This window comes from Klebsiella sp. 2680, from assembly GCF_900198535.1.
Classification (GTDB): domain Bacteria; phylum Pseudomonadota; class Gammaproteobacteria; order Enterobacterales; family Enterobacteriaceae; genus Klebsiella; species Klebsiella indica.
The window spans coordinates 179,374-205,682 of the sequence record NZ_FZNJ01000005.1 but is presented as its reverse complement, the minus strand read 5'-3'; the positions used below and the strand labels follow the sequence as shown (position 1 = coordinate 205,682).

General features: G+C 52.8%; 22 protein-coding genes and 1 pseudogene. 12 read left to right on the top strand and 11 right to left on the bottom strand.

The window, feature by feature from the left end; genetic code table 11:
- Nucleotides 1-13 precede the first annotated feature (13 nt).
- On the bottom strand, nucleotides 14-952 hold the full coding sequence (locus FN037_RS19970; protein ID WP_142503036.1) for a LysR family transcriptional regulator: 939 nt from the start codon (nucleotides 950-952) through the stop codon (nucleotides 14-16).
- A 278-nt stretch (nucleotides 953-1,230) separates the two neighbouring features.
- On the opposite strand from FN037_RS19970, the pseudogene FN037_RS19965 reads away from it, so the two are divergent.
- A pseudogene (locus FN037_RS19965) lies at nucleotides 1,231-1,533 on the top strand (PrpF domain-containing protein); the annotation flags it as partial.
- Nucleotides 1,534-1,589: 56 nt separating this feature from the next.
- Nucleotides 1,590-3,023 carry an anion permease gene (locus FN037_RS19960; protein ID WP_138361886.1) on the top strand — a complete coding sequence of 478 codons (1,434 nt, stop codon included), beginning with the start codon at nucleotides 1,590-1,592 and terminating at the stop codon, nucleotides 3,021-3,023.
- Nucleotides 3,024-3,122: 99 nt separating this feature from the next.
- On the opposite strand, the gene FN037_RS19955 is transcribed toward FN037_RS19960, so the two are convergent.
- From FN037_RS19955 to citS, 7 genes are all read right to left on the bottom strand, one after another.
- A complete protein-coding gene (locus tag FN037_RS19955) occupies nucleotides 3,123-3,470 on the bottom strand; it encodes a hypothetical protein (protein WP_142503035.1) in 348 nt (115 codons plus the stop codon).
- Nucleotides 3,445-4,143 (bottom strand): response regulator, encoded by a 699-nt coding sequence (locus FN037_RS19950; protein ID WP_138361888.1) that lies wholly within the window; start codon nucleotides 4,141-4,143, stop codon nucleotides 3,445-3,447. The genes FN037_RS19955 and FN037_RS19950 overlap by 26 nt, the downstream gene beginning before the upstream one ends.
- The gene (locus FN037_RS19945) at nucleotides 4,136-5,764 is read right to left on the bottom strand and encodes a sensor histidine kinase (protein WP_138362054.1); all 1,629 of its coding nucleotides are present in this window, start codon (nucleotides 5,762-5,764) and stop codon (nucleotides 4,136-4,138) included. The genes FN037_RS19950 and FN037_RS19945 overlap by 8 nt, the downstream gene beginning before the upstream one ends.
- Nucleotides 5,765-5,979: 215 nt before the next feature.
- Complete coding sequence (locus FN037_RS19940; protein WP_138361889.1) at nucleotides 5,980-7,281, bottom strand: oxaloacetate decarboxylase subunit beta; 1,302 nt, start codon at nucleotides 7,279-7,281, stop codon at nucleotides 5,980-5,982.
- A 12-nt stretch (nucleotides 7,282-7,293) separates the two neighbouring features.
- Entirely contained in the window at nucleotides 7,294-9,063 is a 1,770-nt protein-coding gene (gene oadA / locus FN037_RS19935) for a sodium-extruding oxaloacetate decarboxylase subunit alpha (protein ID WP_142503034.1), read from the bottom strand.
- 15 nt (nucleotides 9,064-9,078) lie between these two features.
- Nucleotides 9,079-9,330, bottom strand: a complete 252-nt coding sequence (locus FN037_RS19930) for an oxaloacetate decarboxylase subunit gamma (protein WP_138361891.1) — start codon at nucleotides 9,328-9,330, stop codon at nucleotides 9,079-9,081.
- A gap of 160 nt (nucleotides 9,331-9,490) precedes the next feature.
- Nucleotides 9,491-10,831, bottom strand: a complete 1,341-nt coding sequence (citS, locus tag FN037_RS19925) for a citrate/sodium symporter CitS (protein WP_138361892.1) — start codon at nucleotides 10,829-10,831, stop codon at nucleotides 9,491-9,493.
- Between the two features lie 277 nt (nucleotides 10,832-11,108).
- Here citS and citC point away from each other — a divergent pair, with 277 nt between their 5' ends.
- From citC to carB, 8 genes are all read left to right on the top strand, one after another.
- A complete protein-coding gene (gene citC / locus FN037_RS19920) occupies nucleotides 11,109-12,137 on the top strand; it encodes a [citrate (pro-3S)-lyase] ligase (RefSeq protein ID WP_138361893.1) in 1,029 nt (342 codons plus the stop codon).
- A gap of 30 nt (nucleotides 12,138-12,167) precedes the next feature.
- The gene (citD, locus tag FN037_RS19915; RefSeq protein WP_138361894.1) at nucleotides 12,168-12,461 is read left to right on the top strand and encodes a citrate lyase acyl carrier protein; all 294 of its coding nucleotides are present in this window, start codon (nucleotides 12,168-12,170) and stop codon (nucleotides 12,459-12,461) included.
- The gene (citE, locus tag FN037_RS19910) at nucleotides 12,458-13,327 is read left to right on the top strand and encodes a citrate (pro-3S)-lyase subunit beta (protein ID WP_138361895.1); all 870 of its coding nucleotides are present in this window, start codon (nucleotides 12,458-12,460) and stop codon (nucleotides 13,325-13,327) included. The genes citD and citE overlap by 4 nt, the downstream gene beginning before the upstream one ends.
- Before the next feature lie 10 nt (nucleotides 13,328-13,337).
- Nucleotides 13,338-14,864: a citrate lyase subunit alpha gene (gene citF, locus FN037_RS19905; protein ID WP_138361896.1), complete on the top strand. Its 1,527-nt coding sequence runs from the start codon at nucleotides 13,338-13,340 to the stop codon at nucleotides 14,862-14,864.
- A gap of 35 nt (nucleotides 14,865-14,899) precedes the next feature.
- Nucleotides 14,900-15,793, top strand: a complete 894-nt coding sequence (citG, locus tag FN037_RS19900) for a triphosphoribosyl-dephospho-CoA synthase CitG (RefSeq protein ID WP_374043498.1) — start codon at nucleotides 14,900-14,902, stop codon at nucleotides 15,791-15,793.
- Nucleotides 15,794-16,044: 251 nt separating this feature from the next.
- Nucleotides 16,045-16,866: a 4-hydroxy-tetrahydrodipicolinate reductase gene (dapB, locus tag FN037_RS19895; RefSeq protein ID WP_142503033.1), complete on the top strand. Its 822-nt coding sequence runs from the start codon at nucleotides 16,045-16,047 to the stop codon at nucleotides 16,864-16,866.
- Between the two features lie 457 nt (nucleotides 16,867-17,323).
- Nucleotides 17,324-18,472, top strand: a complete 1,149-nt coding sequence (carA, locus tag FN037_RS19890; RefSeq protein WP_138361899.1) for a glutamine-hydrolyzing carbamoyl-phosphate synthase small subunit — start codon at nucleotides 17,324-17,326, stop codon at nucleotides 18,470-18,472.
- 159 nt (nucleotides 18,473-18,631) lie between these two features.
- Nucleotides 18,632-21,856 carry a carbamoyl-phosphate synthase large subunit gene (gene carB, locus FN037_RS19885; protein WP_138361900.1) on the top strand — a complete coding sequence of 1,075 codons (3,225 nt, stop codon included), beginning with the start codon at nucleotides 18,632-18,634 and terminating at the stop codon, nucleotides 21,854-21,856.
- Between the two features lie 223 nt (nucleotides 21,857-22,079).
- Here carB and FN037_RS19880 read toward each other — a convergent pair whose 3' ends face one another.
- From FN037_RS19880 to idnO, 3 genes are read right to left on the bottom strand one after another with little or no spacing between them, the layout of a single operon-like run.
- Complete coding sequence (locus FN037_RS19880; protein ID WP_138361901.1) at nucleotides 22,080-22,547, bottom strand: YhcH/YjgK/YiaL family protein; 468 nt, start codon at nucleotides 22,545-22,547, stop codon at nucleotides 22,080-22,082.
- Nucleotides 22,544-23,074 (bottom strand): gluconokinase, encoded by a 531-nt coding sequence (locus FN037_RS19875; RefSeq protein WP_138361902.1) that lies wholly within the window; start codon nucleotides 23,072-23,074, stop codon nucleotides 22,544-22,546. Before FN037_RS19875 ends, FN037_RS19880 begins: the two co-directional genes overlap by 4 nt.
- Before the next feature lie 18 nt (nucleotides 23,075-23,092).
- Complete coding sequence (idnO, locus tag FN037_RS19870; protein ID WP_138361903.1) at nucleotides 23,093-23,857, bottom strand: gluconate 5-dehydrogenase; 765 nt, start codon at nucleotides 23,855-23,857, stop codon at nucleotides 23,093-23,095.
- A 288-nt stretch (nucleotides 23,858-24,145) separates the two neighbouring features.
- Here idnO and FN037_RS19865 point away from each other — a divergent pair, with 288 nt between their 5' ends.
- Nucleotides 24,146-25,138, top strand: coding sequence for a LacI family DNA-binding transcriptional regulator (locus tag FN037_RS19865; RefSeq protein ID WP_142503032.1), 993 nt, complete (start codon nucleotides 24,146-24,148; stop codon nucleotides 25,136-25,138).
- Between the two features lie 210 nt (nucleotides 25,139-25,348).
- Entirely contained in the window at nucleotides 25,349-26,299 is a 951-nt protein-coding gene (locus FN037_RS19860) for a 2-hydroxyacid dehydrogenase (protein ID WP_138361905.1), read from the top strand.
- The last annotated feature ends 10 nt before the right edge of the window (nucleotides 26,300-26,309 follow it).

The following is a 26,309-nucleotide window of genomic DNA, read 5'->3' as shown; positions in this document are numbered from 1 at the left end:
GCTTTTCGGGAACTCAGGTATTCTGATTTGAGTCGACGACATTGCGCCATAGCGTGCCCGCTTCATTTGTCCACATAAGAAGTAATAGTGACGCGAATCGTTCCGATGCTTCGGACAGCGGACGGTTTTTTGCGCGGATCATACCAAGCGTGCGTCTGATAACCGGTTCGACAAGGGGAATGCTCACGACCTTGTTATTCGCGTTATGAGACATCGCCAGGCACGGTAGCGCCGATACGCCCAGGCCAGCCTCGACAAGACCGAGCGAGGTTGACAAATGTCTCACTTCATAAAACCAATCCAGCCTCCAGGGTTTATCCGCCAGGCATTTTTCTATTAGCTGTCTATTGACACTTGATCTTCTTACACCGATTAAGGTCTGGTTGACGAGTTCCTGCCATTCGACCAGTTTCCTGGTTGCCAGGGGATGATTTTGTCGACAGGCCAGAACAAAAGGCTCATTCAGCAGCGGGATAAAATCGACGTCAGGGTATGTGACGAAGTTCATATTTATTCCAAAATCAACATTGCCTTTTCGTACTGAGTTCAGACATGTTTCTACACCTTGCTCATAAATTCGTACTTTGATGTTGGGATAGCGTTGATTGAATTGAATGATAGCACGCGGTAAAAAGTAAAACACGGCAGTAGGAATGCAGGATAGCGTGACGGTATCATGTAATTGAGATGTTAAATTGCTGAGGTTAAATATTGCCGCATCAAGGTTGGAAATCAAAGACTTTGCCTTTGGGAGAAGAGCTTTTCCGGCCTGAGTCAGCGCAATTTTTCGCGTCGTTCGTTCGAATAGCGCAATATTCAGATTACTCTCTATTTTTTTTATCTTTTTGGTTAATGCTGGTTGCGTGAGATTGAGTGACTCGGCAGCTTTACTAAATGAGCCTAGCTCTGCAATTGTGACAAAGGCTTTCATTCCAGATAGTTCATTTTTCATTTTTTCTCCATAAGGGGTAATAAATTTTCTCTAACCCGATGAAAAATGGTGATTAATCGGCAAAGTTTTTTTAATTAATGCTCAGCAGGAATAACTCCTATGGCAAAATTTTATCAACCAATAAATTTCTTGCAAGTAGAATGAATTTGTAAAATGCCTGAGATGATTTACATGTGGCGTTGATTAAGGAAATAAAAACTTAAAGAGCATAAAACTAATTAAATTCACAAGGCTGTTTTATTCAATTCTTCTATTTCTTATGGTGTGAGGAACATGCTATGAAGCGCATTCCCTGTGTATTAATGTGCGGAGAGACATCCACAGATGCCTTTCTTTTGGACGATGATTTACCTAAGGATCTTCAACAACGAGATGAGTTCTTGTTAGCCATAATGGGATCGGGTTATGCGCTGGAGATGAATGGCATTGGTGAAAGGAGTCCACAAAGCAGTAAAGTCACTATTATCAGTCAATCTCTTAGCGATAAAGCAGATATCGATTATCTGTCTGTTCAGGTTTCGGTTAACCAACTGCAAATCGACACCTTGCCAAACGACGGAAATATGCTGTGTGCTGCGGGGGATGTGAATGCGTTCCACAAGCATCCTTTAATCCTGAGTGCAGGTAAGGAATAAAAATGCAAAAGAATACGTTATGGAAATTACTTGTTATAATAGCAATACCGTTGCTCATAAGTTTATTTCCGGCACCCGCAGGGTTATCACAACTTGCCTGGATATTATCCGGTATATATCTGGCAGCCATTGTCGGTTTAGTTATTAAACCTTTTTCTGAACCTGTCGTGTTACTGATAGCTGTTGCTGCATCAATGGCGATTGTCGGTAATTTAGGGGACGGAACTGTAAAAGCCGTTAGCGTATTAAGTGGATATTCATCCGGTACAACCTGGTTAGTTTTTTCCGCATTTACACTAAGTGCGGCATTTGTCATTACCGGATTAGGTAAAAGAATTGCTTATATTCTTATTGGCAAGATTGGCAGTACGACTTTGGGGCTTGGCTATGTTACTGCTTTTCTTGACCTGATTCTGGCTCCAGCCACGCCTTCGAATACTGCTCGTGCTGGCGGTATAGTATTACCCATTATCAATAGTGTCGCCGTCGCTCTTGGATCAGAGCCTGAGCAGAGCGCAAAGCGAGTTGGCCATTATCTCATGTTGAATGTCTATATGGTTACTAAAACAACCAGTTATATGTTTTTCACCGCCATGGCCGGAAATATACTTGCGCTGAAAATGATCGAGGATATTTGCCACATAAAATTGAGCTGGGGAGGATGGGCGCTGGCTGCGGGATTACCTGGCGTCATCATGTTACTATTAACGCCACTGATTACCTACAAGCTTTATCCACCTGAACTGAAGATCGTAGATAATAAAAAGATCGCTAAAACAGGTATCGAATTGTTGGGGCCAATGACGTTACGCGAAAAGATGCTGTCTTGTATTTTTGTTCTCGCCCTGGCTGGCTGGGTATTTAGTAAGCCACTGGGGATCAACGCGTCAACCGTTGCAATCTGTGTCATGGCGTTGATGCTGGTGTTGAGAATCGTTACCTGGGATGACGTGATTAAAAATAAGGGAGGATGGAATACGCTCATATGGTACGGTGGCATCATTGGCTTAAGTTCACTGCTATCCAGGGTCGGTTTTTTCTTATGGCTGGCTGATTTATTAAAAAACAATATATCATTTAACGGTCACGGTAATTTAGCCTTTATTGTTATTACTGCATTAAGTATTTTGGTGCGTTATTTCTTTGCATCGGGAAGTGCTTATGTTGTAGCGATGATTCCAGTATTTGCTATGCTGGCGAATGTGTCAGGCGCACCGGTGATGCTAACAGCACTCGCCTTACTCTTCAGCAACTCTTATGGCGGTATGGTAACCCACTATGGCGGTGCTGCAGGGCCGGTTATTTTTGGCGCTGGCTACAATGATATCAAATCATGGTGGATTATCGGCGGAATATTAACGTTTCTTACCTTTCTTCTTCAAATTACATTTGGGGTATGGTGGTGGAGAATATTAATGAACTGGGGGATGATTTGAATGGTCATTGAAAAAATAGATACCCGTCATATTTCAAGTTGTCGGACAAAACGCTTAACCATGTTGAACAGCATTCGCGCTGGTGACGAAAAAGGGAGGTCAAAGGCCGATTCCTGCCCAGGCGTGAGGCGCTGCGGCTAATTGCTGAAGGCCGTCGGGCGTGTTTGGCGCGCAACGGCAGGAACGTTGCTCCGTTCGATAATCTGCACGAACAGGACCAGAGGGGGGAAGTAAGCTCAGATTCATTTGTACTTCCAGAGCAAATGAATCTGAGCTCAGGCCGAGATGCGAATCAGCAACATCAAACTTTCGCCAAAACCGGCCAAAAATGAATTCCACGCAGATAAACGAGACGGCATAAAACCTCAGGCGTGTACTTAACTCACTGCCATAGCCCAATAAACAGGGGCTCGCCTGATGTTTAAGTGGGGTCAGAATGTTTACCATGATATATCCGTTCCGGTCTGCCGACTTTACCGTAGCTGATTTCAGCCTCAAGAAAATCGTTTTTAACCCCTTGTTCCAGGTAACGGCGGGCGGTGGTTTTACTGCTGCCGAGAATACGGGCCAGTGAGTCGGCGGTGTGGACTGTCTCCGGGTCAGCAAACAGCTGCAGAACTCGGTTGAAAGTGCTTTCGTCAATGCCGCGTAGCGGGGAACCGGCGGCTTCGGTATGTTCTTTGGCCTGAATATTGAAAAGAGCGTCAACGTGGGTCTGGCTGGCCTGTTCGCTGGAACGCAGGGAACTGCGGTAACGGGCAAAACGCTCAAGCGTATGCTGCAAGCGCTGATAGTGAACCGGCTTAATCAGATAATCAAAAACCCCCATCCGCAATGCTTCGCTGATGGTATCCATGTGGTTATCGGCGGTGATGAAAATGATACGCCCTTTATAATTAATCGAGACGGCGTGGCGGATTAAATCGAGGCCTTTGCCATCGGGTAAGAAATTATCCAGCAGGATCAACTGCGGTTGATAGAGACGGAGCTGTTTTTTTGCGCTTTCAAGTTTATCCGCGATACCAATGACTTCGAACTGAGGGAATTGTTTGATGGTATCCACCAGAATTTCCGCCAGCATAGGTTCGTCTTCAACGATGAGGGTTGTTATGCTATCCATGATGTTCATCTCGGGTCAGGGGGATATAGAGGGAAAAAATTGTGCCAAAGGGGATATTGTCATCAATGACGATATGGCCGCCAGCCTGCGCAACGTAGCTACGCACCAGCCATAATCCGATGCCGTGATCGCTGCTGTCGCTGCTGGTGACGCCGCGCTCAAAAATGCGATCGCGCAGCGCCTCGTCAATACCGCACCCTTGATCGGCGATTTCGATGATGACTTCACTGCCTTCACTGTTGATCAGGCACTCAATCTGTCTTGAACCTTCCGGCTGACGTAACGTGGCATTGTAAGCATTGTCCAGCAGATTCCCGACAATCGAGATCCACTCATTGTGCGAAAGTGATGGGGGTAACGTATCGACATAGCAGCCGGGGTCGAACACCAGTTCTAAGCCAAGTTCCTTAGCACGGTAGTATTTGCCAATCAGCAGCCCGGCAAGATGATTAACTTTAAAATTACGCGCAATAAAATCGAGGACTTTCTGGTGTCTCTCCGACTGTTGTTGAATCAGATCCAGCGCGTTATCGTAGCGTTTCAAAAACAGCAAACCGGCAATGGTGGATATCAGGTTGCGATGTTCATGCTGCACGGCGCGCAGATTATCCGCATATTGCTGGACCTGACTAAGCTGTAGACTCAGGGTATTAATATCATCTTTGCTGCGAAAGCTAATCACCCAACCCTGAGGTTCATTATTGAGGGTCACGGCCATCCGGCTGGCGATGACTTTAATTTGATTAAAAGTAACGATTTCGTCTTTCTTATTTGTTTGCGGCGCATCATAGAAAAAGTTTTCCTGGGAAATCACGCTGCTGATGCATTTACCTATCAGACTTGTTTCCGCCTGGCTCAGGTTTAATAGCCGTCGTGCGGTTTGATTGATGGCGGTAATGTTGTAATGTGAGTCGATTGCAATCAGCCCTTCAAATACTGATTCAAACAGCACGCTCTGCTGGATAAGCAGTTGTGAAAGCTGTTGCGGCTCCATATTCAGCATCTGTTTTTTTATATGCAGGGAGAAGCGTCGGGCGCAATAAAGCAGCAGGAGAAGCATGATCGCCATGGGGATCATCAATGAACCGATCTGCAGACTCAACCAGTTTTCCAGCTGTTCAATGGTGTATCCCACAGAGACGATGCCAATCACTTTTCCGGTGCTGTCCTGGATCGGCGACTTACCGCGTAATGAAGAACCCAGCGAGCCTTTACGTACCGAAACATAGCTTTTGGCGTTAGACAGCGCTTCGTCGTTGTCGCCGCCTTTCATATATCTGCCGATTTCATCAGGATTAACGTGATAGAGACGCAGGCCGTTTACATCGCCGACGGTGATATAGGTGGCATCAGAAAAGGAGCGCATTGGGTCGATAAGTTTTTTAATTCGCGCCAGATCGTGCTTTTCCACCGCTTCAACCAGCTCAGGCATGGCGGATATTTGCATTGCCTGAATCAGCGCGCGCTGTCCGACCTGATAATGCAGGCGCTCTTTTGTAATACTGGTGAGATACCATGACATGGCCAGCATCACGATGGTTGAGGTAAACAGGATCAACAGAAAGATGCGGTTCTGGAATGAACGGCGGGCAAACCAGTGCGTGATTTTTCGGCTAATCATTGGGCGAATGGACATCAAATGGTCATGTTCTCCTTTTTAGTGGCTGACAACGCCGAATCGGCCCACAGTTTTGCTGATTTCGGAAGATATTTAGCTTGCAATACGATATTTTCGTATCCCCGGGATGCGGCACCGGCGTCAGACCCGGATCATCCGAACGCACGGAGCCGCACCCCGGACAGGTGCGCAGCACCGCCGCCTGGATACGTACCGAACTACATTGCCATCACGTACTTGAGCATCACGCCAGCGGCAATAGCCGAGCCAATCACTCCGGCCACATTCGGCCCCATTGCGTGCATCAGCAGAAAATTCTGCGCATCCGCTTCCAGCCCCACCTTGTTCGATACTCTCGCCGCCATTGGTACTGCGGAGACGCCGGCCGAGCCTATCAGTGGATTTATCGGATGCTTGCTGAACTTATTGAGTAATTTCGCCATCAAGACCCCAGCCGCGGTTCCGACGCAGAAGGCCATCACCCCCAGAACCAGAATACCCAGCGTCTGCGGTTGCAGGAACTTGTCCGCCACCAGCTTGGCGCCAACGGATAATCCGAGAAAAATAGTGACGATATTAATCAGTGCGTTCTGCACCGTATCGCTCAGACGTTCCACCACGCCGCTTTCGCGCATCAGATTGCCGAAGCAGAACATCCCCAGCAGCGGGGCGGCGTCCGGTAACAGCAGCGCCACCAGCAGTAACAGCACCACCGGGAAGAGGATCTTTTCCCGCTTGCTTACTGTGCGCAATTGCATCATGCGGATTTTCCGTTCCTTTGTCGTGGTCAGCGCCTTCATAATTGGCGGTTGGATCAGCGGCACCAGCGCCATATACGAATACGCTGCTACCGCGATAGCCCCGAGCAACTCCGGCGCCAGCTTGCTGGCGAGATAAATTGCGGTCGGGCCATCCGCGCCGCCGATAATGCCTATCGCCGCCGCCTGCGGCAGCGTGAAGTTGATAAAGCCAAGATAATTCAGCGTCAGCGCGCCGAGTACGGTGGCAAAGATACCGAACTGCGCCGCCGCCCCCAGCAGTAGGGTGCGCGGATTGGCCAGCAGCGGACCGAAATCGGTCATCGCCCCCACGCCCATAAAAATGACCAGCGGGGCGACGCCAGAGCCTATCGCCACCTGATAAAACAGCGCCAGCACGCCCGGCGTGTAGCCCATATCGGTCGCCAACGCTTCTGTTTGTTGTTGCACTGATGGTATGGCCAGTGCGAATGCCTCCTTAATGGCGTGGACATCCGGTATGCAGTTGAGCTTTGCGGCAATCACTGCTAGCTGTCCGGCATCGTGGTGCGCCAGCAGGTTTTCAAGGGCGGTTAGCGCCAGCCCGGCCTCCGGGATGTTGGACAACAGGCCGCCGAAGCCAATCGGCAGCAGCAGTAACGGCTCGAACTTTTTCGCGATGGCCAGCCACAGCAGCAGCAGACTCACCAGCAGCATGATGGCCTGCCCGAAGCCGAGGTGCATCAGCCCCATGCCCTGAATCAGGGCGTTCAGACTTTCCATGGTTCCTGTTCCTTACGCCAGCATCATCAGGGTGTCGCCCACGGAGACCGCATCGCCGGCTTTCACCGTAATACCGCGAACGATCCCGGCCTGCGGCGCGCGGATTTCGGTTTCCATTTTCATGGCTTCCAGAATCAGCAGTACGTCACCTTCCGCGACCGTCTGGCCTTCGTTGGCGATGACTTTCCAGATATTGCCCGCCAGCGGTGCCGTGACCGGTGCGCCGGTTCCTGTCGGCGCTGGCGCGTTGGTTGTCGGTACCGGCGCAGAAGGGGGACTGAGCTGGCTGATGTCGCCGCCGTCGCTGACTTTCACCACAAAGGCTTTCCCCTCTACTTCTACGGTATAGATGCCGGACGCTGCGGGCATGTCGGCTTTCGCGGCAGGCTGCGCGGTTTCCGCCTGCGGTTCCGGCTCAAAGGCCGATGGATTGTTACGGTTCTCAAGGAACTTCAGGCCGATCTGCGGAAACAGGGCCACGGTGAGCACGTCGTCGATAGCATTCTCCGCCAGCACGATGCCCTGCATTTGCGCCTGTTGCTTCACATCCATTTCCAGCTGTACCAGCTCCGGTTTGAGCAGATCCGCCGGGCGACAGGTGATAGCCTCTGCGCCATCCAGTACCCTTGCCTGTAATGCGGCGTTAACCGGTACCGGGGTGTGGCCGTATTCCCCTTTCAGAATCCCCGCAGTCTCTTTGGCGATGGTTTTATAGCGCTCCCCGGTCAATACGTTGAGCACCGCCTGGGTACCGACAATCTGTGAGGTGGGGGTGACCAGCGGAATAAAACCGAGATCCTCGCGCACGCGGGGGATTTCCGCCAGCACGTCGTCCAGCCGGTCGGCGGCATTTTGTTGCTTTAGCTGGCTTTCCAGATTGGTGAGCATCCCGCCCGGCACCTGAGCGACCAGAATACGGCTGTCATAGCCTTTCAACTGGCCTTCAAAGGCGTGATATTTTTTGCGCACTTCGCGGAAGTATGCCGCAATGCTTTCCAGCTTGTTGATATCCAGTCCGGTGTCATACTGCGTTCCGGCAAGGGTGGCGACCAGGGCTTCAGTGGCCGGATGACCGTAGGTGGCGCTCATGGAGGAGATCGCCGTATCCACGCCGTCAACACCGGCTTCAATGGCCTTCAGCAGGGTCATTTCCGCTATTCCGGTGGTGGCGTGGCAGTGTAAATGCAGGCGCACATCGTGGCGTTTTTTGATTTCACTCACCAGTTCAAAGGCGGCGGACGGCGTCAGGATACCGGACATATCCTTGATGGCGATGGAGTCAACCCCGGCTTCCAGCAGCTGTTCAGTCAGATCCAGCCAGGTTTGCAGCGTGTGCACCGGGCTGGTGGTATAGGAGAGCGTTCCCTGAGCATGCGCGCCGTGGTTGTGCACCGCCTGCAGCGCCGTTTTCATATTGCGCGGATCATTCATGGCGTCGAATACGCGGAACACATCCATGCCGTTTTTGACGGCACGTTCGACAAAACGCTCCACCACGTCATCAGCATAGTGGCGGTAGCCGAGCAGATTTTGCCCGCGCAGCAGCATCTGCAGCGGTGTTTTCGGCATGGCCTTTTTTAGCTCTCGCAGGCGGACCCAGGGGTCTTCGCCCAGAAAGCGGATACAGGCGTCATAGGTGGCGCCGCCCCAGCATTCGAGTGAGCCGTAGCCCACATCATCAAGCTGAGCGGCGATAGGCAGCATATCGTCAAGACGCAGGCGGGTAGCGAAAAGAGACTGGTGGGCGTCGCGCAGGACGACATCGGTAATGGCAACGGTCATGGATTCCTCTGTGAATTAGGGGTTAAGGCGACGATGGTGGTGAATAGCGGCGACAATCACCGGCTTGAGGCGGGTGAAGTCGTCAGTGTCTGGCGCGGCAGATGTCGGGGCCGTTCCCTGGGCGTGAACCGGTTCGGGAAAGAAACGGTTCACGGCGATGGACATGCCCTGGATGGCGAAAATCAGCAGCAACAGAAACGTCAGCACAAAACCCATACCAAGAAACATCAGGGTGAAACCTTCACCCAGCAGAACTGCATTACTCATGAAATAGTCCAAAAATAAGGGCACGATGGCGTGTCTGAAGATGAATCCGTTGGTGCTTCTGGCTAAGGAGCAGGGTGGATTTCCCGGAGCCGCCCCTGGCTCAGGGCCCTGATTTGCACCACCGTGATTTATGCCCAGATAGCGCCATCGTGCGTATTGGTTACATCATCATGCCGAACACGATGCTGGCGATGACCAGTACAATACCGCCGCCCAAACGGGAGGATATTTGGGCATAAGAGATAAGATTCATACGGTTGCAGGCAGAGAGAACTTCCAGGTCGCCGGAACCGCCGCGGTTAGCCATACACAAACCGGCGGTAATTGCTGATTCAATCGGGAAGAAGCCAATCAGCCAGCCGCCGACAGCGGCCCCAACGACGGCACCGACGACAATCACCGCGGCAATGATGACGTTGGCGAAAGTAATGGCGTCAATAATTTCTTGCAGGTCGGTGTAGCATACGCCCACGCCAACCATCAGCACCCATAGCAGCTGTTTAGAGAAGAAGTCAGACAGACGTTTAGCGCCGGCTTTGATTTCCGGCGAGCAGAGGCCGGAGGCGTTCAGCGCGGCGACAATCAGTACCATCCAGGCGAAATAGTGGATGGACACGCCGCCAATACTCGGCAGAATTTTTTTGGCGAGAACGTAAGCCAGCAGGAAGCAGGTCGTGGAGAGCACCAGGCCGACAGCCGTTTCACGATGGGTGATTTCACCGGCTTTTTCGTCATCTTCCACTTTGAATGAGGCTTTACGCACCAGTTCGCCTTCACCGCTCATTGCCGGATATTTTTTGCCAATAATATTGAGCAGCGCGGCAAACACGATGGCAAAGATATTGGCGATAGTCAGAATGGCAATTGCCGTTGAGTAGTACTCTTCACGGGAACGACCGGTAATAGAGTGATAAATTTCAGACAGTGGAACCGCGCCTGCGCCGTTGCCGCCGCCCATGATCGGCAGCACGTACAGCATCATGATACGATCCACAGGAATGCCGAAGCACAGACCAATAAGCATACCGAATATTGATGCGCCGAGGATCCCCATTAAGATGGTCGGAATATAACCCAGCAGGGATTTAAGTAGCAGTTTGCGGTTAACCGACAGGATTGCGCCGGTTATCAACACTGCGATGAATAAGTTCAGGAAATTCGTTTTTTTCATCACATTGGTGATGGCATCAATTTCTTTTTGTGTGAAAATTCCGGCATACACAAAATATGCGGCAACCAGAAAGATCATCACCGGCGCACCGCCAATATATTTATTAAATATGGGTAAGCGTTTACCAATTTCACCGAAAATGGCGCCAATAATAAACATCACCGCGAAGCCACCGACAACGTCGGTCGGTAATGCGTTATAAAAATGTGAAAGAAGTAAAGTAATTAATGCTAACGCGTAAAGCGGAAGTGGCATACCGAAGATTTTAAATCCCAGTATATCGTTAACGCTCTTTTTCTCCGTCTCCGGAACCTGGCTCATGTTAGTCATAAGACGTCACCCTGTTATAATAAGGAATAATGCCGTTAGAAAAGTAATAATAGGACGGTGGCATAATAATAAATCCGTCCCCGGTGGATATGTGATTATCTTCACTGATTAGCGGTGTTTTTTATTAATTTAATTGTTTTTATTCTTCTGAATTAATTAACAACATAAAAGCCATAAAGCCAATTAAGGTACGAAAAAAAGTGTGACTTAAATAAAAGAACCACTCTGGGAACAGTGGCGAAATACAGTCCGTTTTTGGTCAATGAAGCGCTAAAAAATGAATCTGATATTAAAACGTGTCGCGGTACAAAAAGATCCGCAGCGGCGAGAGAGCATCGATCTCTTTCTTCATCAACATCAGCTCTCGTTAGAAGCCGATTGCGAAATTGTGATTGTTGCGGAGTATCAACGTCGCATTGTCGGGTGTGGCGCGATTGCCGGATGTGTTCTGAAGTGTATTGCCGTCGAACCGTCACTGCAGGGAGAAGGGGTGAGCCTGAAGCTGTTGACCGAACTGATGACTCAGGCGTATGAACTGGGGCGCAGCGAACTGTTTTTGTTCACCAAACCCTCCAATGCCGCGCTATTTTCCTGCGCTGGATTCTGGCCGATAGCCCAGGCAGGTGAGCAGGCCGTTTTAATGGAAAATAGCTGTGAGCGTCTGGCCCGTTATTGCCGTCAGCTTATGATGTATCGCCAGCCTGGGGAAAAAATTGGCGCTATTGTGATGAATGCCAATCCCTTCACCTTAGGACACCGCTGGCTGGTTGAGCAGGCCGCTCATCAGTGCGACTGGCTGCATCTGTTTGTGGTGAAGGAGGACGCTTCACTTTTCAGCTATCAGGATCGTTTCGCGCTCATTGAGCAGGGGATCGCCGGGATCGCCAACGTAACTTTGCATCCGGGATCGGCTTATTTGATTTCGAGAGCCACTTTCCCTGGTTATTTCCTCAAAGACAACGGCGCGGTTGACGATTGCCACAGCCAGATCGATCTACAACTCTTTCGCCAACATTTAGCTCCGGCGCTACAGATCACCCACCGCTTTGTCGGCAGCGAGCCACTGTGTCCCCTGACCCGTAATTACAACTTGCGCATGCGGCAACTGCTGGAAGCGCCCGGTGATACGCCTGCCATTAAGGTCGTCGAACTGCAGCGGGTTGAGAAGGATGGCGGACCGATTTCCGCTTCCCGCGTGCGCACGCTCTATCAGCAACGCAAGTGGTCAACGATCGCCTCACTGGTTCCGCCGGGAACACTCTCTTTTCTGAAGCATCTGGCGGAAAGCGAGCAGCAAACCGCCTGATTTTACCTCCATAACTAAGGATCTGCCTCTATGGAAATAATGATTGATGCCCTGGCCGGCACGCTGGAGTCCAGCGATGTCATGGTCAGGATCGGGCCTGCCGATGCGCCAGGTATTCAGCTTGAAATAGACAGCGTGGTGAAGCAGCAGTTTGGTGCCGCGATCGAACAGGTGGTCAGAGAGACGCTGGCGAAGCTTGGCGTCACCCGGGCAAATGTGATCGTCGATGATAAAGGCGCGCTCGAATGTGTACTGAAGGCGCGCGTCCAGGCCGCGGCGCTGCGGGCTGCGCAACAATCTCAACTGCAATGGAGCCAGTTATGAAACCTCGTCGCAGTATGCTGTTTATCCCGGGCGCCAACGCCGCAATGTTAAGCACCTCTTTTGTTTACGGCGCAGATGCGGTGATGTTTGACCTCGAAGATGCGGTGTCGCTACGTGAAAAAGATACCGCTCGCCTGCTGGTACACCATGCGTTGCAGCATCCGTTGTATCAGGACGTGGAAACCGTGGTGCGTATTAATCCGCTCAACACACCGTTTGGCCTCGCTGACCTTGAGGCCGTCGTGCGCGCGGGCGTGGATATGGTTCGTTTGCCGAAGACCGACAGTAAAGAAGATATCCATGAACTGGAAGCGCACGTCGAGCGCATTGAGCGTGAGTGTGGCCGGGAAGTCGGCAGTACCCGGTTAATGGCGGCGATTGAGTCGGCGTTGGGGGTGGTGAATGCGGTCGAGATCGCCCGTTCCAGTCCGCGTCTGGCGGCAATTGCGCTGGCGGCCTTCGACTACGTGATGGATATGGGCACCTGCCGGGGCGATGGCAGCGAGCTGTTTTACGCTCGCTGCGCGGTGCTGCATGCCGCCCGCGTCACCGGTATCGCGGCCTATGATGTGGTGTGGTCGGATATTAATAATGAAGAAGGTTTCCTTGCGGAAGCCAGCATGGCGAAAAACCTCGGTTTTAACGGCAAATCGCTGATCAACCCACGTCAGATTGAGCTGCTGCATCAGGTTTATGCCCCAACGCTTAAAGACGTCGAGCATGCGCGGGATGTTATCGCGGCGGCGGAAGAGGCGGAAGCGCGTGGTCTGGGCGTGGTATCGCTAAACGGCAAGATGATAGATGGGCCGATTATTGCTCATGCGCGCAAAGTTGTGGCGCTATCGGCGTCCGGCATTCGGGATTAAGGAGAAAATCATGAAAGAGACCGTGGCAATGCTTAATCAGCAGTACGTCATGCCGGAAGGATTAGCGCCCTATGTGGGCGTGACGGCGAAAAGTCCGTGGTTATCCAGTGAAAGTGAAAAACGGCATCGTAAAGTTTGTGACTCGCTGGAGGAAGCGATCCGCCGCTCCGGGCTGACAGACGGTATGACCATCTCCTTTCACCACGCTTTTCGCGGTGGCGATAAGGTGGTCAATATGGTGGTGGAGAAGCTGGCGGAGATGGGATTTCGCGATCTTACGCTGGCGTCCAGTTCGCTTATTGACGCACACTGGCCGCTGATTGAGCATATTAAAAACGGCGTAATTCGTCAGATTTACACCTCTGGCCTGCGCGGTAAGCTGGGCGAAGAGATCTCTGCGGGTCTGATGGAAAATCCGGTACAAATCCACTCTCACGGCGGGCGGGCGTATCTGGTACAGAGTGGAGAACTGAGTATTGATGTCGCGTTCCTCGGGGTGCCGTGCTGCGATGAGTTCGGGAACGCCAATGGTTTTAGCGGGAAATCACGCTGCGGATCGCTGGGTTACGCCAGGGTGGATGCCGAGGCTGCAAAATGCGTGGTGTTGCTGACCGAAAAATGGGTGGATTACCCGAACTATCCGGCCAGTATCGCTCAGGATCAGGTGGATTTGATCGCCCAGGTTGAGGAAGTGGGCGATCCGGCGAAAATCACCGCCGGGGCGATTCGCCTGACCAGCAATCCGCGCGAGTTATTGATTGCTCGCCAGACCGCAAAAATTATCGAACATTCCGGCTACTTCAAAGACGGCTTCTCTCTTCAGACCGGTACCGGCGGTGCATCTCTGGCGGTCACGCGTTTTCTGGAAGACAAAATGCGCCGTAATAACATTACTGCCAGCTTTGGCCTGGGTGGGATCACCGGCACGATGGTCGATCTGCATGAAAAAGGATTAATTAAAGCGTTATTGGATACCCAGTCTTTTGATGGCGATGCCGCACGTTCGCTGGCGAATAACCCGAATCATATTGAGATTTCCGCTAACCAGTACGCCAATCCCGGCGCGAAAGGCGCTTCCTGCGAACGCCTGAACGTGGTGGTGCTGAGCGCGCTGGAAATCGATACCGGGTTTAATGTGAACGTGATGACCGGCTCTAACGGCGTGCTGCGTGGGGCATCCGGCGGCCACAGCGATACCGCGGCCGGTGCTGACTTAACCATTATTACCGCGCCGCTGGTGCGCGGGCGCATTCCTTGCGTGGTGGAAAACGTCCTGACTCGCGTCACGCCGGGCGCCAGCGTCGACGTGCTGGTGACCGACCACGGTATCGCCGTAAATCCGGCGCGCCAGGATCTGATCGATAACCTGCGTAATGCCGGTATTCCGCTGATGACCATCGAAGCGCTACAGCAGCGCGCTGAGCTTTTGACCGGCAAACCGGCGCCGATCGCATTTACCGATCGCGTTGTTGCCGTGGTGCGCTATCGCGATGGGTCGGTGATTGATGTGATTCATCAGGTTAAAACCGCCCGCTAAACGCGTCGAGGAGATGAGGCATGAGCGAAGTGATGATGAGCCAGCATCGCCAGTCGCGTCGTCAAACAGTCACGGCAGAGGATATTGTTTCTCGCGTGGAGCGGGCGCTGCTGACTGAAGTTCGCCTGACGCCGAAGCCAGGGCTGGTGGATATTTGTAACACCGGCGCGCATCAGGATATGGATCTGGCCTCGTTTGAGGCCAGTACGGCGGTTGTCGCCCCGTGGATGGAGAAGTTTTTCATCATGGGTCACGATACCGCGAATATCGTGTCAGATCAGGTATTGATGATGCTGCGTCCAGTGGGTATGGCCTGCGAAACGGATATGCTGGAGGCGACTGGCGGGGTGAACACACATCGCGGCGCGATCTTCGCTTTTGGTCTGCTCAGCGCGGCGATTGGAAGACTGGTTGCCTGGAGGGAACCGGTTGAGCAACATCGGGTCTGCGATCAGGTCGCCAGATTCTGTCGTGGCCTGGTGGGGCGCGAGCTTTCCGCCTGTGAAGGAAAAAAGGTGAGTAAGGGGGAAGGGCATTTTCTGCGTTACGGACTGTCTGGTGCCAGAGGTGAGGCGGAAAGTGGCTTTCGTACCGTGCGCACTCAGGCGATGCCGGTATTTAATCGCGTGATGGCTGAGACCGGAGACACCAATCTGGCGCTGCTGCAGACTTTACTCCATCTGATGGCCTGGAATGACGATACCAATCTGGTTTCTCGCGGTGGCCTGGAGGGCCTTAACTTTGTCCAGCAGCAGGCGCAAAGACTGCTGTGGGAAGGTGGGGTACTGGCTGATGGCGGGCTTGAATCGTTGCGCCAACTGGATGATGAACTGATCGCTCGTCATCTTAGCCCCGGCGGTAGCGCCGATCTGCTGGCGGTCACCTGGTTCCTGTATGGTTTTCCTGCCGGTGAACTGTACCTGCACTGATTGCTCGCTTTTATACTGTTGATTGAGCCCGGATAGGCCTGTCTGCTGACCGATCCGGGCTTTTCAGACTCGACCAGACTCATCCTTTCCGGTTGCCAGCCCGCCGATTCCCGGCACAATCTTATAGTTTTTACTGATATCAGCGGCAGTTTGTCATAAATTTCTAATTATCGGCGTTTTTGAGTAGCGGCGCAGCGATGGGCTGGTTACTCTGAAAACAATTTACGTAGTATTAACAAAAGAGAATAGCTATGCATGATGCACAAATCCGCGTGGCCATCGCGGGGGCGGGCGGCCGGATGGGACGCCAGTTAATTCAGGCGGTACAGCAAATGGAAGGGGCGGTACTTGGCGCCGCGCTGGAGCGAGAAGGTTCCTCGCTGATCGGCAGCGATGCGGGAGAACTGGCGGGCACGGGTAAGTCAGGGGTCGTGGTGCAAAGCCACCTTGAGGCGGTCAAAGATGATTTCGACGTCCTCATCGATTTTACCCGTCCGGAAGGTACGCTGAACCATCTCGCTTTTTGCCGTGAGCACGGCAAAGGGATGGTTATTGGCACGACGGGTTTTGATGATGCCGGAAAGCAGGCGATTAGTGACGCGGCGCAGGAGATTGCCATCGTGTTTGCCGCCAACTTTAGCGTCGGCGTCAACGTGATGTTAAAGCTGCTGGAAAAGGCGGCGAAAGTGATGGGCGACTACACCGATATTGAGATTATCGAAGCGCACCATCGCCACAAAGTGGATGCGCCATCGGGCACTGCGCTGGCGATGGGTGAGGCGATTGCTGGCGCACTGAATAAAGATCTGAAAGCGTGCGCGGTATACAGTCGTGAAGGCTATACCGGTGAACGGGTACCCGGTACGATTGGCTTCGCCACCGTGCGCGCCGGGGATATCGTTGGCGAACATACGGCGATGTTTGCCGATATTGGCGAACGCATCGAAATCAGCCACAAAGCCTCCAGCAGAATGACTTTTGCTAATGGTGCCGTCCGCTCTGCATTATGGCTAAAAGGCAAGAAAAATGGTCTTTTCGATATGCGTGATGTGCTTGAGTTAAACAGTTTATAACGATTATTACCCATCGTGATGTGGTTATTGTGATCAATAAGTAATTGATTGCAAGGGGCAATATCTTGTTGCCCTTTTTATTTTTCGTCGTTTTTTATTGTATTTACAACGAAGTAAGAGAAATTTGATGTTTTATTCGTATTTTTTGTGGCTTCGTTGTGAATTTTGACCAGTTGGTCTGTTTTTTTACTTTCGCAGGATTGATTTCACAATCACCTGGCTCCGCAAGCGTTTTCCCTGGTCAGTTAGTTGATCTTTTTGCCCGTTAAAGCCGGTATTTCTGAATAGTTGCCTGAAATAAGGTTAAAAATATCCGCTTTAAGTTGACTTTTACCTGCCTTCTCTCCAGAATGCCGCCGTTTGCCAAAATTCTGCGGGCAACAGATTTGCATTGATTCAGATCTATATTATGAATTAATATGCAAATAAAGTGAGTGGATATTCTTTGGAGGGTGTTTTGATTAAGTCAGCGCTATTGGTTCTGGAAGACGGAACCCAGTTTCACGGTCGGGCCATAGGGGCAACAGGTTCGGCGGTTGGGGAAGTCGTTTTCAATACTTCAATGACCGGTTATCAAGAAATCCTCACTGATCCTTCCTATTCCCGCCAAATCGTTACTCTAACTTATCCCCATATCGGCAACGTCGGCACCAATGCCGCCGATGAAGAGTCTTCGCAGGTGCATGCGCAAGGCCTGGTGATTCGCGACCTGCCGCTGATTGCCAGTAACTTCCGCAATACCGAAGACCTCTCTTCTTATCTGAAGCGCCATAATATTGTGGCGATTGCCGATATCGATACCCGCAAGCTGACGCGCCTGCTGCGTGAAAAAGGCGCGCAGAACGGCTGCATTATCGCGGGTGATAACCCGGATGCGGCACTGGCGCTGGAAAAAGCGAAAGCGTTTCCGGGGCTGAACGGGATGGACCTGGCGAAGGAAGTAACCACCGCAGAAACCTATAACTGGACCCAGGGGAGCTGGACGCTGGAGGGTGATTTACCGGAAGCTAAAGCCGAAAGCGATCTGCCTTTCCACGTCGTGGCCTATGATTTCGGCGCCAAACGCAATATTTTGCGCATGCTGGTGGATCGCGGCTGCCGCCTGACGGTGGTTCCGGCGAAGACCTCCGCCGAAGAGGTGCTGAAGATGAACCCGGACGGTATCTTCCTCTCTAACGGCCCTGGCGATCCGGCGCCGTGCGATTACGCTATCGAGGCGATTCAGGCATTCCTCGAAACCGATATTCCGGTTTTCGGCATCTGCCTCGGCCATCAGTTGCTGGCGCTGGCCAGCGGCGCGAAAACCATCAAAATGAAGTTCGGCCACCACGGCGGTAACCATCCGGTTAAAGATATCGATAATAATACCGTGATGATTACGGCGCAGAACCACGGTTTTGCGGTGGATGAAGCTTCTATGCCTGCCAATCTGCGCGTGACGCACAAATCGCTGTTCGATGGCACTCTGCAAGGGATTCATCGCACCGATAAACCGGCGTTCAGCTTCCAGGGGCACCCGGAGGCGAGCCCAGGCCCGCATGATGCCGCGCCATTGTTCGACCACTTTATCGAGTTAATTGAGCTCTACCGTCAGTCCGCGAAATAATCAGAACCTGTTTATGTTCTGCTGTGCTCGGGAATACGGCGTTAAAAATTTGTTCAAAATGCTCATTTACGTTTTGTAAACTGCGCTTTCTCACAAATTTTTTCCTTGTCTGCCCATCGCTCGCGACGACCATAAACAGGTTCTTCGGAGAAGAAAGCAATGCCAAAACGTACAGACATAAAAAGTATCCTGATTCTGGGTGCGGGCCCGATTGTTATCGGCCAGGCGTGTGAGTTTGACTACTCCGGTGCCCAGGCGTGTAAGGCGCTGCGTGAAGAGGGGTATCGCGTAATACTCGTGAACTCTAACCCGGCGACCATCATGACCGACCCGGAAATGGCCGATGCGACCTACATCGAGCCGATTCACTGGGAAGTGGTGCGTAAAATTATTGAGAAAGAGCGCCCGGATGCGGTGCTGCCGACGATGGGCGGCCAGACGGCGCTGAACTGCGCGCTGGAGCTGGAGCGTCAGGGCGTGTTGGCTGAGTTCGGCGTGACCATGATTGGCGCCACCGCCGATGCGATTGATAAAGCTGAAGACCGCCGCCGTTTTGACGTGGCGATGAAGAAAATCGGCCTCGACACTGCCCGCTCCGGTATTGCGCATACGATGGAAGAGGCGCTGGCGGTTGCCGCTGACGTCGGTTATCCGTGCATTATCCGTCCCTCCTTTACGATGGGCGGCACCGGCGGCGGTATTGCCTACAACCGCGAAGAGTTTGAAGAGATCTGCGCCCGCGGGCTGGATCTTTCTCCGACCAACGAGCTGCTGATTGATGAGTCGCTGATTGGCTGGAAAGAGTACGAAATGGAAGTGGTGCGTGATAAGAATGACAACTGCATCATCGTCTGTTCCATTGAGAACTTTGACGCGATGGGCATTCACACGGGTGACTCCATCACCGTCGCGCCAGCCCAGACGCTGACGGACAAAGAGTACCAAATCATGCGTAACGCCTCGATGGCGGTACTGCGTGAAATCGGCGTGGAAACCGGCGGTTCCAACGTTCAGTTTGCGGTGAACCCGAAAAACGGTCGTCTGATTGTCATCGAAATGAACCCGCGCGTCTCCCGCTCCTCGGCGCTGGCGTCAAAAGCCACCGGCTTCCCGATTGCCAAAGTGGCGGCGAAACTGGCGGTGGGTTACACCCTCGACGAACTGATGAACGACATCACCGGTGGCCGCACTCCGGCATCGTTCGAACCGTCCATCGATTACGTTGTGACCAAAATTCCTCGCTTCAACTTTGAAAAATTCGCCGGCAGCAACGACCGTCTCACCACCCAGATGAAATCCGTCGGCGAAGTGATGGCGATTGGCCGTACTCAGCAGGAATCTCTGCAGAAAGCGCTGCGCGGTCTGGAAGTGGGTGCCACCGGTTTTGACCCGAAAGTGAGCCTGGATGACCCGGAAGCGCTGACCAAAATTCGTCGCGAGCTGAAAGATGCGGGCGCCGAGCGTATCTGGTATATCGCGGACGCCTTCCGTGCGGGCCTCTCCGTGGATGGCGTGTTCAACCTGACCAATATCGATCGCTGGTTCCTGGTACAGATTGAAGAGCTGGTTCGCCTGGAAGAGAAAGTGGCTGCAGTCGGTATTACCGGCCTCGACGCGGACTTCCTGCGTCAGCTTAAGCGTAAAGGCTTTGCCGATGCGCGTCTGGCGAAGCTGGCAGGCGTGCGCGAAGCGGAAATCCGCAAACTGCGCGACCAGTACGATCTGCACCCGGTTTACAAGCGTGTGGATACCTGTGCGGCGGAATTCGCTACCGATACCGCCTACATGTACTCCACTTATGAAGATGAATGTGAAGCGAACCCATCCGTTGACCGGGATAAAATTATGGTCCTCGGCGGCGGCCCGAACCGTATCGGTCAGGGTATTGAGTTTGACTACTGCTGCGTACACGCTTCACTGGCGCTGCGCGAAGACGGCTACGAGACCATTATGGTCAACTGTAACCCGGAAACCGTTTCTACCGACTACGACACCTCTGACCGCCTCTACTTCGAACCGGTGACGCTGGAAGATGTGCTGGAAATCGTGCGTATCGAGAAGCCGAAAGGCGTTATTGTCCAGTACGGCGGCCAGACGCCGCTGAAGCTGGCGCGTGCGCTGGAAGCGGCTGGCGTGCCGGTTATCGGCACCAGCCCGGACGCGATTGACCGCGCGGAAGACCGTGAGCGCTTCCAGCATGCGGTTGACCGCCTGAAGCTGAAACAACCGGCTAACGCCACCGTGACGGCGATTGAGCAGGCCGTTGAGAAGGCGAAAGAGATTGGCTACCCGCTGGTGGTGCGTCCGTCCTACGTTCTCGGTGGGCGGGCGATGGAAATTGTCTATGATGAAATCGACCTGCGTCGCTACTTCCAGACCGCCGTCAGCGTCTCCAACGATGCGCCTGTGCTGCTGGATCGCTTCCTTGACGATGCGGTGGAAGTGGATGTGGACGCCATCTGCGACGGCGAAATGGTGCTGATTGGCGGTATCATGGAGCATATCGAGCAGGCGGGCGTCCACTCCGGCGACTCCGCCTGTTCGCTGCCCGCCTACACCCTGAGCCAGGAGATTCAGGATGTGATGCGCGAGCAGGTGCAGAAGCTGGCGTTTGAGCTGCAGGTGCGCGGTCTGATGAACGTACAGTTCGCGGTCAAAAACAACGAAGTTTATCTGATTGAAGTCAACCCGCGTGCGGCGCGTACCGTGCCGTTCGTCTCGAAAGCCACCGGCGTGCCGCTGGCGAAAGTGGCGGCGCGCGTGATGGCGGGCAAATCGCTGGCCGAGCAGGGCGTGACGAAAGAAATTATCCCACCGTACTACTCGGTGAAAGAGGTGGTGCTGCCGTTTAACAAGTTCCCTGGCGTTGACCCGCTGTTAGGGCCGGAAATGCGCTCTACCGGTGAAGTGATGGGCGTAGGCCGCACCTTCGCGGAGGCGTTCGCTAAGGCGCAACTGGGCAGTAACTCAACGATGAAGAAATCGGGCCGTGCGCTGCTCTCCGTGCGCGAAGGCGACAAAGAGCGCGTGGTGGATCTGGCGGCGAAACTGCTGAAGTTTGGTTTTGAACTGGATGCAACTCACGGCACGGCGATTGTGCTGGGCGAAGCCGGTATCAACCCGCGTCTGGTGAACAAAGTGCATGAAGGTCGTCCGCATATTCAGGATCGCATCAAGAATGGCGAATACACCTACATTATCAACACCACCGCAGGTCGTCAGGCGATTGAAGACTCCAAGCTGATTCGCCGCAGTGCGCTACAGTACAAAGTACACTATGACACTACGCTGAACGGCGGGTTCGCCACCACGATGGCGCTGAATGCCAACGCAATGGAGAAGGTGACATCGGTACAGGAAATGCACGCGCAAATTAAAAAGTAAGGTAATTTGTTGATAAAAGCGCCTCCGGTGGTCGACGCCGGAGGCGCTTTTTTTGTTGCGGCAAGATCCTGCGCATTATCATGAGGCGTAAAGTGTCGCCATACGTTTGGGCACCGACAGGCGTGGAACGACCGAAACCTATGCCTGGATGCTCAACTGATAGATGAGCAGGATATCTAAACGCTATCTATGGGCTCGCTGGAATTGCTGCGAGGCCGATTCATTAAAGCAAGGCGTGGTCTATTTTGACAATAATCTTGCGCAGCGGGGCGCCCGTATCCATGGCGGACATTGGCCGGTGCAGCTCTCCGGGGAACAGAATCGCCAGTTCCTCGGGGTACAGATGAATCAGCGTTTCGCTGCTGATTTTCTGACAGAACCCAATATCATGCGCCGTATTAAACGGGCCATCTTCTACGATCTCCAGACCCTGATTACCGGCACCGATAATCTCCTCGCCTTTCAGTACAATATGAATATCTATGTACTGATGATGATATTCTGGGCGCTGTTCCACCAGCGGTTTCGTCCTGCCTTCAACGACGGTAAAAAACAGATTATCGCCATCAATGGTGTATTTCCCCGGTGGCAGTGTCTGTGGATCCTGCTGCAATACCGCCTGTAACGCTTTGCGGATAACCGGTGGGTAAACGTTATTTTTGGCGGCGGCGGTTAAGGTATCAATAATCATGCCGGGATCCCCTGTCGTTGATGATGGTTGAGTAGCGTGATGGAATGCGCCACGATGTCCGGGACATCGGGCGTGATATCGACGGCTAAAACATCGCTTTCGCTGGCGTCCGGCGTCTCCAGGGTGGCGAACTGGCTGCGCAACAAGGCCTCTGGCATAAAGTGGCCCTTACGCGTCTGCATACGCTGCAAAATGCAGTCATAGTCGCCGGTCAGCCACAGGAAGCGCAAATGGGGGTTGCCCTCGCGCAGCTGGTTGCGGTAGCGCTTTTTCAGCGCTGAGCACACCAGTACGCCGGACTCGTTCTTCTGTCCAAGGCTGAAAATCACATCGCCGATGCGCTCCAGCCACGGCTGGCGATCGTCATCATCAAGCGGCTGGCTGGCGGCCATTTTGACGATATTTTTCCGCGGATGCAGATCGTCACCATCGATAAATTTTGCGCCAAGCGCCTGGGCTAAGGCCTGACCGACGGTGGTTTTGCCGGTCCCGGAGACGCCCATTAAAATAATGCATTGCCCTGCCATAGTGAGTGAACTCCTTGTTCAGACGGCGACAAGCATGCCGCCATCGACGAACAGCAGGTGACCGTTAACGAAATCCGAGGCTTTGGATGATAAGAATACCGCTGCGCCAACCAGCTCCTGCGGGTCACCCCAGCGGGCGGCGGGGGTACGTTTGCATAGCCAGTCGGTGAAGGCTTGATCGTCAACCAGCGCCTTTGTCATCGCCGTTTTAAAGTAACCCGGCGCGATACCGTTGACCTGGATGTTGTAGCGCGCCAGCTCGACGCACATCCCGCGGGTTAACATCTTCACCGCGCCTTTCGCCGCAGCATATGGGGTGATCGTGTCGCGTCCCAGTTCGCTCTGCATCGAACAGATATTGACGATTTTTCCCTGCTGGCGGCTAATCATGCGTTTAGCAACGGCCTGGGAAACGAGAAATACGGCGGTTTGGTTTACCGAAATAACGTCATTCCATTCCTGTACCGGAAACTCGGTAAACGGATGACGGCGCTGAATTCCGGCATTATTAAATAAGACATCAATTGCGCCGGTTTCATTTTCAATTTGATTAATCGCGTTTTCTACGGAATCGGCATCGGTAACATTAAATACCGCAGCATGCGCGGTAGCACCTTCATCGCGTAATTTCATTACCGCATCATCAGCGCGCGATGCTGAAATATCGTTAATAATAATTTCCGCACCATATTGCGCAAGGCCCTGCGCCATGACAAAGCCAATCCCTTGTCCTGCGCCAGTAATTAAAATACGTTTGCCTTGTAAGCTGAAAAGATCTTTCATCTTGATGTCCTGATTAACGGCTGAATATAAATGATGTTGCGCCCGGTAATTCTGATTTGATAAAAAACGTAACCGGAATAACCTGTGCTCTATCTCACGGATTTTTGTTGGGTAAAACTGTGATGCAGATCACTCAAAACGGTGTTACCAAAAGGGGTTACGCTAAACGTGAAGCGGGATGGAAATTACCGTAGCTCAGCAGGTTAACACGGGAGCCGTAAGATTCTCTTTTTAACCTGTGACAGGCATAATGGCCTGATGCAGTGGATGTATTTGACGGGTCGATAAATGAAAGCACAACGCATTACGCTCAATGATATTGCAGCGCTGGCAGGCGTAACTAAGATGACCGTCAGCCGCTATTTACGTACGCCGGACAAGGTCAAGCCGGAAACGGCAGAGCGTATCGCCAGCGTTATTGCCGAAATCGGCTACGAACCGGACCCTGATAATCCGGCGATGATTAGCGTTGCCGTTCCGCGTATTGGCGTGCTTATTCCCTCCTTTCATAATCAAATTTTTGCCGATCTGCTGGCCGGGATTGAGTCGGTCACCGCTACCCACGGTTATCAGACGCTGGTGGTGAATTACGACTATGACCGTCAGCGTGAAGAGGAGCAGATTGCCGCTGTGTTAGCCTTTAACGTTAAAGGTCTGCTGCTAACCGAGTCGGTCCATACGTTGCGGGCGGATAAATACCTCAATGCGGCAAAGATTCCCGTGGCCGAGGTGATGGGGCTGACGGATAACGTCGGGCGCATTAATGTCGGCTTTGATAACTTCAACGCCGGATTCGATATGACCAATATGCTGCTGGCGAGCGGTAAGCGGCGGGTAATCTATTTTGGTTCGATGTCCGACGTGCGAGATGAGCAGCGCTATGCCGGTTACTGTCAGGCGATGACCAATGCTGGATTGCCGCAGGGACGTATCGCGCCGAACAAAGTGTCGTCGGTGTCGATAGGAACCGGGATGATGACCCTCGCTCGTCAGATGTACGCAGATATGGATGCGATTCTTTGTACCAATGACGATCTTGCCGTTGGCGTGTTACAGGAGTGCCTGGCTTCCGGTATCAATGTGCCGCAGGAACTGGCGATTGCCGGTTTTCATGGTCTGGAGATCGGGCAGATCGTCTCCCCGCGTCTTGCCAGCGTACTGACGCCACGCTTTGAAATGGGTAAAGTCGCAACGGAAATTTTAATTAAGAAAATCAAAGGACTGCCCACGATTGAGAAAGTCGATCTGCATTATCGCTTGTCGATGGGGGAAACAATTTAACCCTGCCTGACCGTTAATGGCGCGGTGTTAGCGGAACGTTAACGTATTTTCCGCTGTCATGCCGCTGCAGGCCGGTTTTGTCTTAGCGATCACGGAGCGCGTAACAGCTATTTTTAACACGATTCAGCGTGATGCAGATCGCAAAAAACCACATAGAAAACCCGTTTGATAGTGACTACCGTCGTACTGAAATATCAAACAGGTGATCTGATGAATAATGCTATTACCCGCGCCGTCCTTTTAGTGGCTCCCGTTATCGATACCCTACAGGCGCAGCTGGCCGCCGAGTTTCCGTTGTATCGCCTGTATGAGCAGGACGATCCGATCGCTTTTCTGCGCGAACAGGGGGAGAACATTGCGGTCGTGGTCACCCGGGGTGATGTTGGCGTTCAGAACAGCGTTCTGGAGCTGCTGCCGCACGTTGGGTTGATTGCTATCTTCGGCGTGGGTACCGATGCCGTCGATTTGGAGTTCACCCGCACCCGACAGATCGCCGTCTCTATTACTTCTGGCGTGTTGACCAACGATGTCGCCGACCTGGCGATGGGGCTTCTGCTGGCCGGTTCGCGTCAGTTGTGTCAGGGCGATCGTTTCGTGCGGGAAGGGCGCTGGCTGACCGGCGGGCTGCCGCTGGCGACTCAGGTGAGCGGCAAACGCATCGGCCTGCTGGGGATGGGCAATATCGGCCAGGCTATCGCTCGCCGCGCCCGCGGATTCGATATGGAGGTGCTTTATACGGATCGCAAAAAAGTGAAAGGACTCAGTTATCAGTGGTGCGCGGACCTGCACACGCTGGCCCATGAAAGCGACTTCCTGGTGATTGCCGCCTCGGGAGGCGAAGCTAATCGCGGGCTGATTGACGCTTCCGTGTTTAACGTCATGCCGAAACATGCCTGGCTGATTAATATTGCCCGCGGCTCGCTGGTGGACGAGAAAGCACTGATCCAGGCGTTACAAAACGGTGTTATCGCCGGAGCCGGTCTTGACGTCTTCGAAGATGAGCCAAATGTACCGGCAGAGCTGATTGCGCTCAATAATGTAGTACTACAGCCGCATGTTGCCAGCGCCACTCATGAGACGCGGCAGAAAATGAGCGATGTGGTTTATGCCAATGTGGCGGCTTATTTCGCCGGTACGGTATTGCCGAACGCAATTAATTAATTCTCACGTT

Excerpts from the sequence above, each read along its gene's own strand:
- FN037_RS19950 (WP_138361888.1), bottom strand. The coding sequence starts at position 4,143 with ATGGATAGCATAACAACCCTCATCGTTGAAGACGAACCTATGCTGGCG.
- FN037_RS19875 (WP_138361902.1), bottom strand. The coding sequence starts at position 23,074 with ATGGCAGGGCAATGCATTATTTTAATGGGCGTCTCCGGGACCGGCAAA.
- FN037_RS19865 (WP_142503032.1), top strand. The coding sequence starts at position 24,146 with ATGAAAGCACAACGCATTACGCTCAATGATATTGCAGCGCTGGCAGGC.
- oadA (WP_142503034.1), bottom strand. The coding sequence starts at position 9,063 with ATGACCGTTGCCATTACCGATGTCGTCCTGCGCGACGCCCACCAGTCT.
- citD (WP_138361894.1), top strand. The coding sequence starts at position 12,168 with ATGGAAATAATGATTGATGCCCTGGCCGGCACGCTGGAGTCCAGCGAT.
- citF (WP_138361896.1), top strand. The coding sequence starts at position 13,338 with ATGAAAGAGACCGTGGCAATGCTTAATCAGCAGTACGTCATGCCGGAA.
- FN037_RS19880 (WP_138361901.1), bottom strand. The coding sequence starts at position 22,547 with ATGATTATTGATACCTTAACCGCCGCCGCCAAAAATAACGTTTACCCA.
- FN037_RS19930 (WP_138361891.1), bottom strand. The coding sequence starts at position 9,330 with ATGAGTAATGCAGTTCTGCTGGGTGAAGGTTTCACCCTGATGTTTCTT.
- idnO (WP_138361903.1), bottom strand. The coding sequence starts at position 23,857 with ATGAAAGATCTTTTCAGCTTACAAGGCAAACGTATTTTAATTACTGGC.
- FN037_RS19945 (WP_138362054.1), bottom strand. The coding sequence starts at position 5,764 with ATGATTAGCCGAAAAATCACGCACTGGTTTGCCCGCCGTTCATTCCAG.
- FN037_RS19940 (WP_138361889.1), bottom strand. The coding sequence starts at position 7,281 with ATGGAAAGTCTGAACGCCCTGATTCAGGGCATGGGGCTGATGCACCTC.
- citG (WP_374043498.1), top strand. The coding sequence starts at position 14,900 with ATGAGCCAGCATCGCCAGTCGCGTCGTCAAACAGTCACGGCAGAGGAT.
- citC (WP_138361893.1), top strand. The coding sequence starts at position 11,109 with ATGAATCTGATATTAAAACGTGTCGCGGTACAAAAAGATCCGCAGCGG.
- dapB (WP_142503033.1), top strand. The coding sequence starts at position 16,045 with ATGCATGATGCACAAATCCGCGTGGCCATCGCGGGGGCGGGCGGCCGG.
- citS (WP_138361892.1), bottom strand. The coding sequence starts at position 10,831 with ATGACTAACATGAGCCAGGTTCCGGAGACGGAGAAAAAGAGCGTTAAC.
- carB (WP_138361900.1), top strand. The coding sequence starts at position 18,632 with ATGCCAAAACGTACAGACATAAAAAGTATCCTGATTCTGGGTGCGGGC.
- citE (WP_138361895.1), top strand. The coding sequence starts at position 12,458 with ATGAAACCTCGTCGCAGTATGCTGTTTATCCCGGGCGCCAACGCCGCA.
- FN037_RS19970 (WP_142503036.1), bottom strand. The coding sequence starts at position 952 with ATGAAAAATGAACTATCTGGAATGAAAGCCTTTGTCACAATTGCAGAG.
- FN037_RS19955 (WP_142503035.1), bottom strand. The coding sequence starts at position 3,470 with ATGGTAAACATTCTGACCCCACTTAAACATCAGGCGAGCCCCTGTTTA.
- FN037_RS19960 (WP_138361886.1), top strand. The coding sequence starts at position 1,590 with ATGCAAAAGAATACGTTATGGAAATTACTTGTTATAATAGCAATACCG.
- FN037_RS19860 (WP_138361905.1), top strand. The coding sequence starts at position 25,349 with ATGAATAATGCTATTACCCGCGCCGTCCTTTTAGTGGCTCCCGTTATC.